The organism is Planococcus sp. A6 (genome assembly GCF_028823615.1).
GTDB lineage: Bacteria > Bacillota > Bacilli > Bacillales_A > Planococcaceae > Planococcus.
This window is the reverse complement of sequence record NZ_JAPEHT010000003.1, coordinates 26,350-39,066: the sequence shown is the minus strand read 5'-3', so window position 1 is coordinate 39,066 and position 12,717 is coordinate 26,350. Positions and strand designations below refer to the sequence as shown.

General features: G+C 49.6%; 11 protein-coding genes. 1 reads left to right on the top strand and 10 read right to left on the bottom strand.

The window, feature by feature from the left end; translation table 11 throughout:
* Nucleotides 1-52: 52 nt before the first annotated feature.
* From ON064_RS01035 to ON064_RS01000, 8 genes are all read right to left on the bottom strand, one after another.
* Nucleotides 53-1,399: a dihydrolipoamide acetyltransferase family protein gene (locus tag ON064_RS01035; RefSeq protein WP_274623243.1), complete on the bottom strand. Its 1,347-nt coding sequence runs from the start codon at nucleotides 1,397-1,399 to the stop codon at nucleotides 53-55.
* A gap of 359 nt (nucleotides 1,400-1,758) precedes the next feature.
* Complete coding sequence (locus tag ON064_RS01030) at nucleotides 1,759-2,742, bottom strand: alpha-ketoacid dehydrogenase subunit beta (protein WP_058380859.1); 984 nt, start codon at nucleotides 2,740-2,742, stop codon at nucleotides 1,759-1,761.
* On the bottom strand, nucleotides 2,742-3,713 hold the full coding sequence (locus ON064_RS01025) for a thiamine pyrophosphate-dependent dehydrogenase E1 component subunit alpha (RefSeq protein ID WP_274623242.1): 972 nt from the start codon (nucleotides 3,711-3,713) through the stop codon (nucleotides 2,742-2,744). The genes ON064_RS01030 and ON064_RS01025 overlap by 1 nt, the downstream gene beginning before the upstream one ends.
* 13 nt (nucleotides 3,714-3,726) lie before the next feature.
* Complete coding sequence (lpdA, locus tag ON064_RS01020; RefSeq protein WP_274623241.1) at nucleotides 3,727-5,154, bottom strand: dihydrolipoyl dehydrogenase; 1,428 nt, start codon at nucleotides 5,152-5,154, stop codon at nucleotides 3,727-3,729.
* 22 nt (nucleotides 5,155-5,176) lie between these two features.
* The gene (gene buk / locus ON064_RS01015; protein WP_274623240.1) at nucleotides 5,177-6,262 is read right to left on the bottom strand and encodes a butyrate kinase; all 1,086 of its coding nucleotides are present in this window, start codon (nucleotides 6,260-6,262) and stop codon (nucleotides 5,177-5,179) included.
* A gap of 28 nt (nucleotides 6,263-6,290) precedes the next feature.
* Complete coding sequence (locus tag ON064_RS01010) at nucleotides 6,291-7,391, bottom strand: Leu/Phe/Val dehydrogenase (protein WP_274623239.1); 1,101 nt, start codon at nucleotides 7,389-7,391, stop codon at nucleotides 6,291-6,293.
* A gap of 95 nt (nucleotides 7,392-7,486) precedes the next feature.
* A complete protein-coding gene (gene yqiS / locus ON064_RS01005; protein WP_274623260.1) occupies nucleotides 7,487-8,419 on the bottom strand; it encodes a phosphate butyryltransferase in 933 nt (310 codons plus the stop codon).
* A 107-nt stretch (nucleotides 8,420-8,526) separates the two neighbouring features.
* Nucleotides 8,527-10,569, bottom strand: a complete 2,043-nt coding sequence (locus ON064_RS01000) for a sigma-54 interaction domain-containing protein (RefSeq protein ID WP_274623238.1) — start codon at nucleotides 10,567-10,569, stop codon at nucleotides 8,527-8,529.
* 128 nt (nucleotides 10,570-10,697) lie between these two features.
* Between ON064_RS01000 and ON064_RS00995 the strand changes: the two genes are divergently transcribed.
* Complete coding sequence (locus ON064_RS00995) at nucleotides 10,698-10,934, top strand: DUF2627 domain-containing protein (protein ID WP_101190263.1); 237 nt, start codon at nucleotides 10,698-10,700, stop codon at nucleotides 10,932-10,934.
* A 70-nt stretch (nucleotides 10,935-11,004) separates the two neighbouring features.
* On the opposite strand, the gene ON064_RS00990 is transcribed toward ON064_RS00995, so the two are convergent.
* On the bottom strand, nucleotides 11,005-11,736 hold the full coding sequence (locus tag ON064_RS00990; protein WP_274623237.1) for a glycerophosphodiester phosphodiesterase: 732 nt from the start codon (nucleotides 11,734-11,736) through the stop codon (nucleotides 11,005-11,007).
* A gap of 201 nt (nucleotides 11,737-11,937) precedes the next feature.
* The gene (spo0A, locus tag ON064_RS00985) at nucleotides 11,938-12,687 is read right to left on the bottom strand and encodes a sporulation transcription factor Spo0A (protein WP_274623236.1); all 750 of its coding nucleotides are present in this window, start codon (nucleotides 12,685-12,687) and stop codon (nucleotides 11,938-11,940) included.
* Nucleotides 12,688-12,717 lie beyond the last annotated feature (30 nt).

Genomic DNA, 12,717 nt, shown 5'->3' with positions numbered 1-12,717 from the left:
AAGTTACTGAAAGGAAAAAAAAGCTTGAAGTCCGAAGACTCCAAACTTTTCATCAATAAACTGGTGTATTGTCCTTGTTCATTTTTTCAAGGATTTCTTTAACGCGTGCCAAGAACTGCCCGCAAACGAGACCATCAAGAACACGGTGGTCGAGCGATAGGCATAAGTTCACCATATCACGTGCAGCGATCATTCCACCCTGCATGATGACTGGGCGCTTGACGATCGACTCGACTTGGATGATCGCAGCTTGCGGGTGGTTGATGATGCCCATCGATTGGACAGAACCGAACGACCCGGTGTTATTGACGGTGAACGTGCCGCCTTGCATATCTGCCGACTTCAACTTGCCTGTGCGCGCTTTTTGCGCCAGTTCGTTGATTTCGCGGCCGATGCCTTTGACGGATTTCTCGTCAGCATTTTTGATGACCGGAACGAACAAGGCGTTGTCTGAAGCGACCGCAATCGAGATGTTGATGTCTTTTTTCTGGATGATCTTGTCCCCTGCCCACATCGAGTTCATCATTGGGAACTCTTTCAATGCCTGGGAGATCGCTTTGACGAAGAATGCAAAATACGTGATGTTGAATCCTTCTTTTTTCTTGAAGTCGCCTTTGATGGAATCGCGGAATTGCGCAAGATCCGTCACGTCGACTTCGATCATCATCCAAGCATGCGGAGCTTCGTGCTTGCTCTTGAGCATATTCGCTGCAATCGCTTTGCGCACGCCGGTGACGGGGATTTCGATATCGCCAGGAGCCGATTCGATTGATTCTTCCTTAGCAGCTGGCGCTTTCGGTGTTTGTTGCGGCGCGTCTTGCTGAACAGGTTCTGCTGTTTCAGCCGCTTGTGGCGCTTGTGCAGTCTCGCTGCCAGCTTGAGGAATGTTGCCGCTGTCGATTAATTGCATCAAATCCTTGCGGGTGATGCGGCCTTCGTTTCCAGATCCTTCGACTTGGTTCAAGTCGATATCGTGATCTTGCGCGAGACGAAGAACGGCTGGTGAATAACGTGCTTTGCCACCCTGTGGTTTAGCCGGTTTTGACGAACCTTTTTCACCTTCGAGTTTTTTGGTCGGTGCGGCTCCTGCAGCTGGCATTTCATTGGCTTTTTCGCCTTCAGCTGGTTTTGCTTCTTCCACTGGGGCAGAATCTCCGCCTTCAGTTTCGATCGTGCAGACCACTTCGCCGACTTCCAATGTATCGCCTTCAGAAGCGATCAATTCCTTGATCGTCCCCGTAAAGGATGAAGGAACTTCTGCCGTTACTTTATCGGTATTGACTTCCGCCAACGGATCATACTTGTTTACATGGTCGCCTGGCTGGACGAGCCATTTTTCGATCGTGCCTTCTGTTACACTTTCGCCAAGTTGGGGCATCGTGATTTTTTCAATAGCCAAAGGGATTCCTCCTTTTCAATCTGTGATGCAAATTCATTTATAAGGTTTATGCGTTAACGGCCAGCTTCTCGGGCTTATGCCTGTCGAAGCTAAACGGCCATTTCCGCTTTTCTTCTGTCCAGCTCCGTTGCCCAGCCCCTCGAGGTCGCTTCGGTCCCGCCTGCACTGGCAAAAAGCGCCAGTGCTGACATGACCTCCAGCGCTTGTCGGGGCTAGATGGGCAACTCCGCTTTTCTTCTGTCTAGCTGCAATGGCCAGCTTCTCGGGTCATAAATCATTCTGGCTGTACGGCAAAAAGCGCCGCTTCGCCAGCCTGCTTTATGCCTGTCGAAGCTAAACGGCCATTTCCGCTTTTCTTCTTAAAACTCGGCTAGTTCTCTCATGGCTTTTTCTACTTTGTCCGGGTTGATCATGAAGAATTTCTCCATGGTCGGTGCGTATGGCATTGCCGGAATGTCCGGTCCTGCAAGGCGTTTGATCGGTGCGTCAAGGTCGAATAGGCAGTTTTCAGCGATGATTGCTGCCACTTCGCCGATGATGCTTCCTTCTTTATTGTCTTCAGTGACAAGCAGGACTTTGCCGGTCTTTTTCGCTGCTTCGATGATGCCTTCTTTATCCAATGGATAGATCGTACGCAGATCCAAGATGTGGACGGAGTAGCCATCTTCAGCTAGGCGTTCTGCTGCTTGCAACGCGAAATGGACAGCCAATCCATAGGTGATGACAGTGATGTCTTCGCCTTCGCGCTTGACGTCGGCTTTGCCGATTTCGATTGTGTAATCATCTTCCGGCACTTCGCCTTTGATTAGGCGATATGCGCGTTTGTGCTCGAAGAACATGACCGGATCTTCATCGCGGATCGCTGCTTTCAACAAGCCTTTGGCGTCATATGGTGTTGATGGGATGACGATTTTCAAGCCAGGCTGGTTGGCAAATACCGCTTCGACGGATTGCGAATGGTAAAGTGCGCCGTGGACGCCACCGCCAAATGGAGCACGGAAGACGATCGGGCAAGACCAGTCGTTATTAGAACGATAACGGATGCGCGAAGCTTCCGAAATGATCTGGTTGACTGCCGGCATGATGAAATCCGCAAACTGGAATTCAGCGATTGGGCGCAAGCCATACATGGCCGCCCCGATTCCAACGCCTGCGATAGCTGATTCAGCAAGCGGCGTGTCAACTACGCGGTCTTCGCCGAATTCATCGTAAAGCCCTTGTGTCGCTTTGAAGACGCCGCCTTTTTTCCCGACATCTTCCCCGAGTACGAAAACGTTTTCGTCACGCGCCATTTCTTCTTTCATGGCAAGCGTGATGGCATCGATATAACTCATAACTGCCATTATTCGTTTCCTCCTTCTTCTGCATAGACGTATTTCATTGCACTTTCTGCTGGTGCATATGCTGCGTTTTCTGCATAATCTGTCGCTTCGTTAACGAGCGCCATGATGCGGTCGTTGTTTTCTTTCAAATAAGCACCAAACAACAAGATCGGGTCTTTTTCTTTTTGTGCCGCGAGTTCGTCCGCTGAACGGTATTGGCGGTGGTCATCATCAGATGAGTGGGCTGTCATGCGTTCTGAAACCGTCTCGATCAAGCTCGGGCCCTCGCCGTTGCGTGCGCGGTCTGCTGCTTGTTTCACGTGTTTATATACCTCGATCGGGTCGTTTCCATCGATTGTAACACCCGGCATCCCATAGCTTGCTGCACGATCCGAAACGTTTTTGCTCGCCACTTGGCGCTCAAACGGCACAGAAATCGCATAGCGGTTGTTTTCAACCATTGTGATGACCGGCAGTTTATGTACACCGGCAAAGTTCAAGCCTTCATGGAAATCACCTTGGTTGGAAGAGCCTTCACCAAGCGTGTTGAATGTGATGAAATCCTTTTTCTTCATTTTCCCAGCAAGCGCAACACCTACTGCATGCGGAAGCTGAGTCGTTACAGGTGAAGAACCTGTCAGGATGCGGTTTTTCTTCTGCCCGAAATGCCCAGGCATCTGGCGTCCGCCGGAGTTTGGGTCTTCTGCTTTGGCAAATGCCGATAGCATCAGATCTTTCGGCGTCATGCCGAAATGAAGGACCACTCCGAGGTCGCGGTAATACGGTGCGACATAATCTTTCGTATTGTCGAGTGCGTAAGCCGCTCCGACCTGCGCTGCTTCCTGCCCTTGGCAAGAAATGACGAAAGGAATTTTCCCTGCACGGTTCAGGAGCCACATGCGCTCATCAACGCGGCGTGCCGTCAACATCGTTTCATATATTTTCAAGACATCTTCGTTCGTCAAACCTACTTCTTCGTGTTTCGTAGCCATTGAATTTCCTCCTTTAACTATGGATCGCTTTGCCGTCTACTGCTAGTGCCGCTTCGCCCATGACTTCTGAAAGCGTCGGGTGCGGGTGGATTGTCTCTGCAATTTCCCAAGGCGTTGCGTCAAGTACCATGGCAAGTCCGGCTTCTGAGATCATGTCCGTTACATGCGGCCCGATCATATGGACGCCAAGGATATCGTTTGTTTCTTTGTCTGCAATGATTTTCACGAAACCATCCGACTCTCCGTAGACCAGCGCTTTGCCGATCGCCTTGAATGAGAATTTTCCGGTTTTCACATCGTAGCCTTGCTCTTTTGCTTGGTCTTCCGTAATACCCACACTTGCCGCTTCGGGATTCGAATAGATGCAGCGTGACACAAGGTCGTAGTTGATGGCATGTGGCGCATTGCCTTTAATATGCTCAACCGCAGTAATGCCTTCGTGAGAAGCCACGTGAGCAAGTTGCATGCCGCCAATGACATCACCGATTGCGTAAATATGGGATTCTTTCGTCTGGAACGTGTTCTTCACTTGGATAAAGCCTTTTTCGACGAGAATATCCGTATTTTCAATCCCGATATTTTCGACATTGGCTTGGCGCCCGACCGACACGAGCATTTTTTCAGCACTGAATGTTTCGTTGCTGCCGTTGATTTCTGCTTGGATCGACACTTGGCCTTCGCCTTTTTCAACGGTTTCCGGCAAGACTTTCGCGCTAGTTGCGAATTTTACGCCTTTTTTCTTCAATAACTTCTGCATTTCTTTAGAAATGTCTTTGTCTTCAGTCGGCACGATACGGTCTGCGTATTCGAGAACCGTCACTTCGACGCCGAAATCGTTAAGCATTGAAGCCCATTCGATTCCGATGACGCCACCTCCGACGATCAAAATGGATTTTGGCAGTTCGGCCATCGCGAGTGCTTCTTCAGAACTCATGACCAACTCTCCATCGATATCAAGTCCCGGTAATGTCCGCGGGCGTGAACCGGTCGCGATGATGACATTATTCGGGATAAGCATTTCGTTTTCTTCCCCGTTGTTCATTTCAACTGAAATGGTCCCTGGGTTTGGCGAGAAGATCGATGGGCCGAGAATGCGGCCGATGCCTTCGTACACATCGATTTTGCCTTTTTTCATCAAGCCTTGTACACCTGCATGAAGCTGGTCGACGATTCCTTGTTTGCGCTGTTGCACACGTGAGAAATCGAGCGATACTTCACCGGTATTGACGCCAAAATCGGCAGCATGGTTTTTTGTCGTTGCATATACTTCTGCACTGCGGAGCAATGCTTTACTCGGGATGCAGCCTTGGTGCAGGCATGTACCGCCCAGTTTGCCCTTTTCGACAATCGCAGTTTTGAGGCCGAGCTGGGCTGAGCGGATTGCCGCTACATAGCCGCCCGTACCGCCGCCTAGAATGACGACATCGTAATTTTGAGCCATTGGGTATTCCTCCTTTGGAATGTTAACCGTTTGGATAGATTCGCGCTTGTTCTTCGCCGTCGAGAACCCGGCTAGCGCCTTCTGCGAGCGCTTGCAGTTCATTTTCTCCAGGATGGACCACGACATCGGCGATCCAGGAAATCCGGTCTGAAATCGCTTTAACGAAGTCTTTTCCATAAGCGAGGCCACCCGTTAAGATGATGGCATCGACTTGCCCTTTTAACACGGCGCTTGCAGAACCGATTTCCCGCGCGACTTGATAAGCCATCGCATCGTAAACCAACGCTGCTTCTTTATCGCCTTTTTGGATGCGTTTTTCGACCGTCACGGCATCATTCGTGCCAAGATAGCCAACTAATCCGCCTTGCCCGACTAGTTTTTTCATGATTTCGTGGCGGTAATATTGCCCGGAAAAACACAATTCGACCAAATCGCCCGCTGGAACGGTTCCTGCCCGCTCGGGGCTGAAAGGGCCGTCGCCATGCAAGCCGTTATTAACGTCGACAACTTTGCCATCTTCATGAACCCCGACCGTGATGCCGCCGCCCATATGTGTAACGATAAGGCGCAAGTCTTTATAAGCACGCCCTGTTTCTTTGGCGTAGCGTCTTGCAACTGCCTTTTGGTTCAAGGCATGAAAAATCGATTTTCGTTCAATCAATGAAAAGCCGGAAATGCGTGCGATTGGCGACAATTCATCGACAACGACAGGATCGACGATAAATGCCGGGATGTTGAGCCCTTCGGCAATTTCATGAGCGATAATGCCGCCGAGATTGGAAGCGTGTTGGCCAGAATAGCCTTCACGCAAGTCTTCTAGCATCGCTTCGTTGACAACGTAGGTACCGCCTTCGATCGGGCGCAGCAATCCGCCTCTTCCGCATACCGCCGAAAGTTTCGAGACATTCATGCCTTCCTCATCAAGCGCTTCTAATATAGTTTGTTTTCGAAATTGAAACTGGTCAATAATGGCAGGGAAATCCGCCAGCTCTTCTGTCGAGTGGCGGATAGTCTTTTCAAGGATCTGGACATCGTTGTCAAAAACGCCGATCTTTGTCGAAGTTGAGCCGGGGTTAATGACCAGAATTCGATTCAGCTGTTTTTGCACATCGATTCCTCCGTTTCTTCCTTCAATCTTAGCGTCTGCTTAAAATGTCATGGCCGTGGCCGTTGCGCAAGAATTGGCTTCTTGAGTTGCGTACGCGCTCAATACGCTCTTCCGCCATACGATCAGCTGCAATATAGCTTGGAATTCCGTCACGTTTGGCAATTTCAAAAATGCGTGTAATGCTGTCGTAGATCGTTTCGACGCGTTTCATCGCACGTTCGTTGTTGTAGCCGTAAAGCTCATCCGCTACGTTGATGACGCCGCCTGAGTTGATAACGAAGTCTGGTGCATAAACGATGCCGCGTGCTTCGAGCTCATCGCCGTGACGCTGTTCTTTCAATTGGTTATTGGCAGATCCTGCGACCACTTTCACTTTCAATTGTGGAATCGTCTCATCGTTGATGATGGCACCCATAGCACAAGGGGCGAAGATATCCGCCTCTACCGAATAGATTTCGTTTGGCTCGACAGCCGTAGCTCCGAATGCTTCAACAGCACGTTGAACCGCTTCTTTGTTGATGTCAGTGACAATTAATTTCGCGCCTTCTTTGTGCAAGTATTCGCATAGCGGGTAAGCAACGTTTCCGACGCCTTGTACTGCTATTGTTTTGCCTTCTAGTGAATCGTCGCCGTAAGCTTCCATAGCGGCCGCTTTCATGCCGATGTATGCGCCGTAAGCAGTCACTGGGGATGGGTTGCCTGATGAACCGAATGCCGGTGAGATACCTGTGACGAAATCTGTTTCTTCATGGATCATGTCCATGTCAGCAACAGTCGTTCCAACATCTTCAGCTGTGATGTAACGTCCGTTCAACCCTTGGATGAAACGGCCAAAAGCGCGGAACATTTCTTCGTTTTTGTCTTTCAATGGGTCGCCGATGATAACGGTTTTGCCGCCGCCAAGGTTGAGTCCGGCTGCAGCGTTTTTGTATGTCATGCCGCGGCCAAGGCGAATCGCGTCTTCAATCGCTTCTTCTTCTGTTTCGTAGTTCCACATGCGCGTGCCGCCAAGTGCTGGCCCAAGCGTTGTATCATGGATACAGATGATGGCTTTAAGTCCAGAGTTTTTATCTTGGCAAAATACCAATTGCTCGTAATCGTGTTCTTCCATCTTTTTGAAAATTTCCATAGTAAATTCCTCCTAATAGTGTAAGCTTTATAGTTTTTATAGATTCGGTTAGTAGCAGTCAATTAGCAAGGTTCCCCTTGGATACATGCTGCTTTTTATAAAGTCGCTGAGCGCAAGGCTAGAGCGAGGGAAAATAATTTACTTTCTGAACTGTCGGCGCGCGATGTCAACACGATCGGTGCTTTAGCACCCGCGATAATGCCACCGACTTTGGCTTTGGAAAAATAGACGAGCGATTTATAGAGGATGTTGCCGGCTTCGATATTCGGCACTAGCAAAATGTCTGCGTGCCCTGCCGTATCCCCTTCAATGCGTTTATGCTTTGCCGCTTCGACGGAGATTGCATTGTCCAAGGCGAGTGGCCCGTCAACGATGCAATCGGTGATCTGCCCGCGCTTGTTCATGGCGGTCAGTGCTGCAGCATCCAAGGTCGCCTGCATTGCAGGATTGACGATTTCTACCGCCGCCAGCGCCGCCACGATCGGCAATTCGACACCAGTTGCCCGCGCCACCTGGACGGCATTGCGGATAATCTGGGCTTTTTCCTGAAGCGACGGTTCGAGGTTCATGCCGGCGTCGGTGACGAAAATGAGCCGGTCATAGCCTTCGACTTCAAAAGCCGCCACGTGGGACAGTACCGAGCCTGTGCGAAGGCCGTAATCCGCGTTAAGTGCCGCTTTCATCAAAGTAGCGGTCGGAATATGCCCTTTCATCAAGACGCTGGCGTCATTCATGAAGACAGCCCTTACCGCTTCTTTAGCCGCTTGCTGAGGGCCATTCACATGATGGAGCGCCAGTTTTGGATGCCCTTTCAAATGCGGGAAATCAGCTGCGATTAATTGCTTCAATGTTGCTTCGTCATCGTATAGATGAAAGCTTGCGAGGTTTTGGTCGAGCGCTAATGAAATGGCTTCCATTACTGCGTGGTCAGCTGCTGCTGCAACTGCGACTGCATGCTCGTCCTGCAAGTCGATTTCATCGACGATGTTCTGCAAAGTGGTCATATCTATCACCTCATTCTTTTTAATTAAAACAGAAGAAAGCTTGAGATATAAGGGATGTAAGCGTTTTATTTGCAAAATACGGCAGTTCTCTTTGCAAATTCTTGCAAAACCTTGCAAAGAGTTGCAAAACCTTATAGTAGTCCGAATTTTTCCAATTTATAGTATAAAGTGCGCAAGGAAATCTGAAGCTGCTTGGCGGTTTTTGATTTGTTCCCTTTTGCCTCTTCGAGTGCACGATGAAGGATGCCGCGTTCAACCGTTTCCAACTGTTCTTGCAATGGCGCAGATGCCGGAATAATCACTTCGTTCTTCGCTTCTTTTGCCTTCAGCATATTCAGGGGGATATGCTCATCTGTCATCGTTTTGTCGTTCATTTGCATAAAGATCATCGAGCGGCTCAAAATGTTTTCCAGTTCCCTCACATTGCCTGGCCAATCGTACATTTTCAAAAATTGCAAAGCTTTCTCCGAAACATTTTCGACGTTGCGCCCGTATTCCTGGTTAAGCTTCAACAGCAGCCGGTCGACGATGCGCGGAATATCCTGTTTCCTGCTACGAAGCGGAGGAATCAAGATCGGCATGCGGTTCAGCCGGTAATACAAATCTTCACGGAAGGTCCCGTCAAGCAGCGCTTTTTCCATATTGGCATTGGTCGAAGCGATGACACGGACATTGACCGGGATCGGCTTGGTCCCGCCAATCCGCATCGTTTCGTGTTCTTGCAATACACGGAGCAATTTGCTTTGGATCTGCGGTGACAACTCCCCGATCTCATCGAGAAAGATGCTGCCGTTGTTCGCCTCTTCCAATAATCCTCGCTTCGCTCCCGTCCGGTGTTCAATCGTCGCACCTTCTTCGTAGCCGAACAGTTCGGCATCGAGCTGCTCACTCGACACCGCAGCGCAATTGACGCGGACAAATTTATTGAATTGGCGCTCGCTGGCGCTGTGGATCGCATGGGCGAATAATTCTTTGCCCGTTCCAGACTCCCCGCGCAGCAGCACCGTCACAAGCGTCTGTGCAGCTAGTTTCGCTTGCTGCAGCGATAATTGCATTTCAGGGGATAAGCCGATGATGTCGTCGAATGTATATTTCGACTCAAGCGTCCGGATGATGCTTCTCGCCCGGTCCAGCTCTTTCATGAGAGAGCGAATTTCTGTCGTGTCATGGATGACCCCGACACTCCCCTTCAGCTGATTGTCGACGATAATCGGTGCCACATTGACGATGACTTCCCGCTTGGCCGGGCCGACTTTCAAATTAACGCCACGCACGGGCTTTCGGGTTTGCAAGGCTTTAAAGTGCATGCTTTCGCCTTCCGAAATGTCTGCAGATGCTGGGCGGCCGATCACTTGCTCCATCTCAAGACCCGTGATTCTTGTATAGGCCGGATTGACAAGCAGGCCATTGCCTTTTTCGTCCACCACCGAAATGGCATCGTCGCTGGATTGGATGATTGCTTGCAGCATTGTCTGGATTTCTTTCAAGTCGGTAATTTCCTCAGCAAGCGAAACCACTTCCGTGATGTCCTTGAACACCGCGAAGGCACCGATTAATTCGCCGGTTTCATCGATCATCGGGAAACGGCTCGTGACGATTTTCGATCCGTCTTTCAGTTCAAGCTCCCGATTCAATTCCGTCCTGCCCGTCTCGATGATCCTCGGTAATTCGCTCATCGAAATCAATTCGTGGATATGGCGCCCGATGGCTTCATCCTGCTTGACCGAAAGCATGCGTGCGGCACTGCGGTTGATGAAATTGATGTGGTTATCCAGATCAATGCCGACCATACCTTCATCGATTGAATTAAAAATGATCGATCCTTTATGGCTCTCGTTGCTCAGTCGATTGATGTAATGCTCTTTTTCATCCATCAGGCGGACAAAGATGTTCGCGACGCTGCCTGGAATAATGACGGTCCGAGGGGGATAATAGCGGCGCAGCCGCTGCGTCAAGTCGTCGTCGCCGGTTACATTAAAGACGATGTCGACCGTTTTCGGCAACTCGCGATAATCGGTGCCGGTGGCAATGTGGAATTTTTCAGCTTGTTTTAACGCTGGTGCATCCTCGTGAATATCTGCGACACCTTCGACGTGAAACCATCCAGATTCGACGAGCAACTTTAATATCGCGGACCCGCCAATCCCTCCGCCAATAATGATCACTTTTTGCAATTCTCTTCAAACCTTTCTGTCCCGATTCGTGCAATGAGCTGCACACATATTTCTAGCCTACCGCAGGGGACAATTCTTGACAACTTTGAGTGGATTGGAAACAATGGAACATGAAGGATGTGGAATAGATGGGACGATTGATTGCATTTATCATTTTGCTCATTCCCGGCGTCATGGCCGCTTACGGCATCAAATTAATGCGGGATACCCTTTTTAATAAATTGCTCGAGCCGTATCCGGCTCTTTGGATGCAATTCACGCTCGGGACGCTTTTTACAGTAATCGGCATCGGTTTCTTTGCTGGTTTCCTATTGAACCGCGACCGTAAAAAAGGCAATGTGTCTGAACGGTTCCAAAAGCGATAAATGACTGCAGGCATTTGAACAAATTAAAAAGAACGCCAGGGACTAAAATTCCTGGCGTTCTTTTTCGTTGTTACGGTTGTAATTTGGTGGTTTCCTGCGCCCATACAGCTTTTACGCGCGCAGGATAGTCTGTGATGATCCCTTTGACCGAAGGGTGAAGTTTACGCAGAATGCGTTCATGTCCTGATATGCCATATAGCCGCACCTGTTTACCCATTCCGGCAATCGGTTCGATCCATTTTGGCTTATGGAACCTCTTATGGAAGTGGAAGCTGTCGAGCCACTGGCAATTCTCCAGCTCGTTCCACTGCACGGCGCGTTTCAAGATCCACGCTATCTCAATATGCGGCATCAAACTTTTCATCTTTTTAAGAAGTTCCGCATCAAAAGAAGAGAGATGCACATCTTCCGCCCCTTCCAACAACGCGCAGACAATCTCAGCACCCTCGGGATGCCTAGAAACCGATGACTTCAACTCGATATTTAGCGGAATGCCTTTCTTTTTCGCCCAGTCGATCACTTCAAAGGCCAGTGGAATCGAATGGCGCCCAAAACGCTTGAACCTTTTGCGGATCGATAACGACTTCAGCGATTCGTACGGCATTTTATGAATATCCGCTTGAGTGCCCGCCAATCGCTTTAATTGATCGTCATGGTAAACGATCGCGATGCCATCCCGTGTCATCTGGATATCAAGCTCGATGCCGACTTGCAATTGATGCGCCAATTCAAATGCTTGCCATGTATTTTCAAGCGCATGCCCCGAGGCCCCGCGATGCGCATAAATTTCAATTTCAGACATAGCTTCCTCCCCTTTTCTGGATAGGACCTAGCTTTAATAATTTATTTTATCATCTCATGAACTAGCTGCAAGTGTGGGGCTTTCTTGTGGGCGTTTTTTGATTTTTCTATATAACCTTATGTAGTTTAATACATTTATTACTGATGCGCTGTCGCGCAAAAAAAACCGAAGCCATTCACAGGCGACGGTCGGTAACTATGATTATTCGTTTGTGCCAAGGCTGTCGACGATCATGGCGATGAATTCGGAATTGGACGGCTTCGACTGGAGGTGCGATTCACTATAGCCGAACACGCTAGCAATATGCGCGACGGACTCGCTGCGCACCCATACTTGCCCGATGGCATGGCGGATCGATCTTTCCACCCGCGCCGCCGTCGTATCGAATTTCAAGGCGATTTTCGGGTACAGCTCTTTTGTCACTTTGCCAAGTGCGGAAGGTTCATCAACGACGATTGATACGGCCGCTTTCAAATACATATAGCCTTTCAAATGTGGCGGCACGCCGATGTCTTTCAATCTCAAGGTGATGAGCTCGTCTTTTGTCACCATGCCGCTCTTCGCTGTTTGGTCTCCGTTTTTCATAATGTGGTTAATCTGGACGACCAGTCGCTCGGTTTCGAACGGCTTCATGATAAAATAGGAAGCCCCGTAGTCAGCCGCTTGGCTCATGATCGACTCCTGGCCGAATGCCGAAAGCATGATGACGTGGATCTTGCTCATTCGCTCATCGGAACGCAGAACATCAAGCACGGCAATCCCATCGAGATACGGCATGATGATGTCGAGAAGCAAAATATCCGCTTCGGTCTGTTCCAGGATGCCGATGCATTCCCTGCCATCGTACGCAACGCCCACCACTTCCATATTTGGCTGCGATTCAAGAAACTCAGTCATCAACTCCACGAGCTCACGGTTGTCATCGGCAATGGCGATTTTGATTTTCTCCATAATTTTCTCTCCTAAAATACAGGCTCCGGT

What these genes read in the sequence shown, in the direction of transcription:
- ON064_RS00990 (WP_274623237.1), bottom strand. Translation starts at nt 11,736, where the DNA reads ATGTCTGAAATTGAAATTTATGCGCATCGCGGGGCCTCGGGGCATGCG.
- ON064_RS01030 (WP_058380859.1), bottom strand. Translation starts at nt 2,742, where the DNA reads ATGGCAGTTATGAGTTATATCGATGCCATCACGCTTGCCATGAAAGAA.
- ON064_RS01010 (WP_274623239.1), bottom strand. Translation starts at nt 7,391, where the DNA reads ATGGAAATTTTCAAAAAGATGGAAGAACACGATTACGAGCAATTGGTA.
- lpdA (WP_274623241.1), bottom strand. Translation starts at nt 5,154, where the DNA reads ATGGCTCAAAATTACGATGTCGTCATTCTAGGCGGCGGTACGGGCGGC.
- ON064_RS00995 (WP_101190263.1), top strand. Translation starts at nt 10,698, where the DNA reads ATGGGACGATTGATTGCATTTATCATTTTGCTCATTCCCGGCGTCATG.
- ON064_RS01025 (WP_274623242.1), bottom strand. Translation starts at nt 3,713, where the DNA reads ATGGCTACGAAACACGAAGAAGTAGGTTTGACGAACGAAGATGTCTTG.
- spo0A (WP_274623236.1), bottom strand. Translation starts at nt 12,687, where the DNA reads ATGGAGAAAATCAAAATCGCCATTGCCGATGACAACCGTGAGCTCGTG.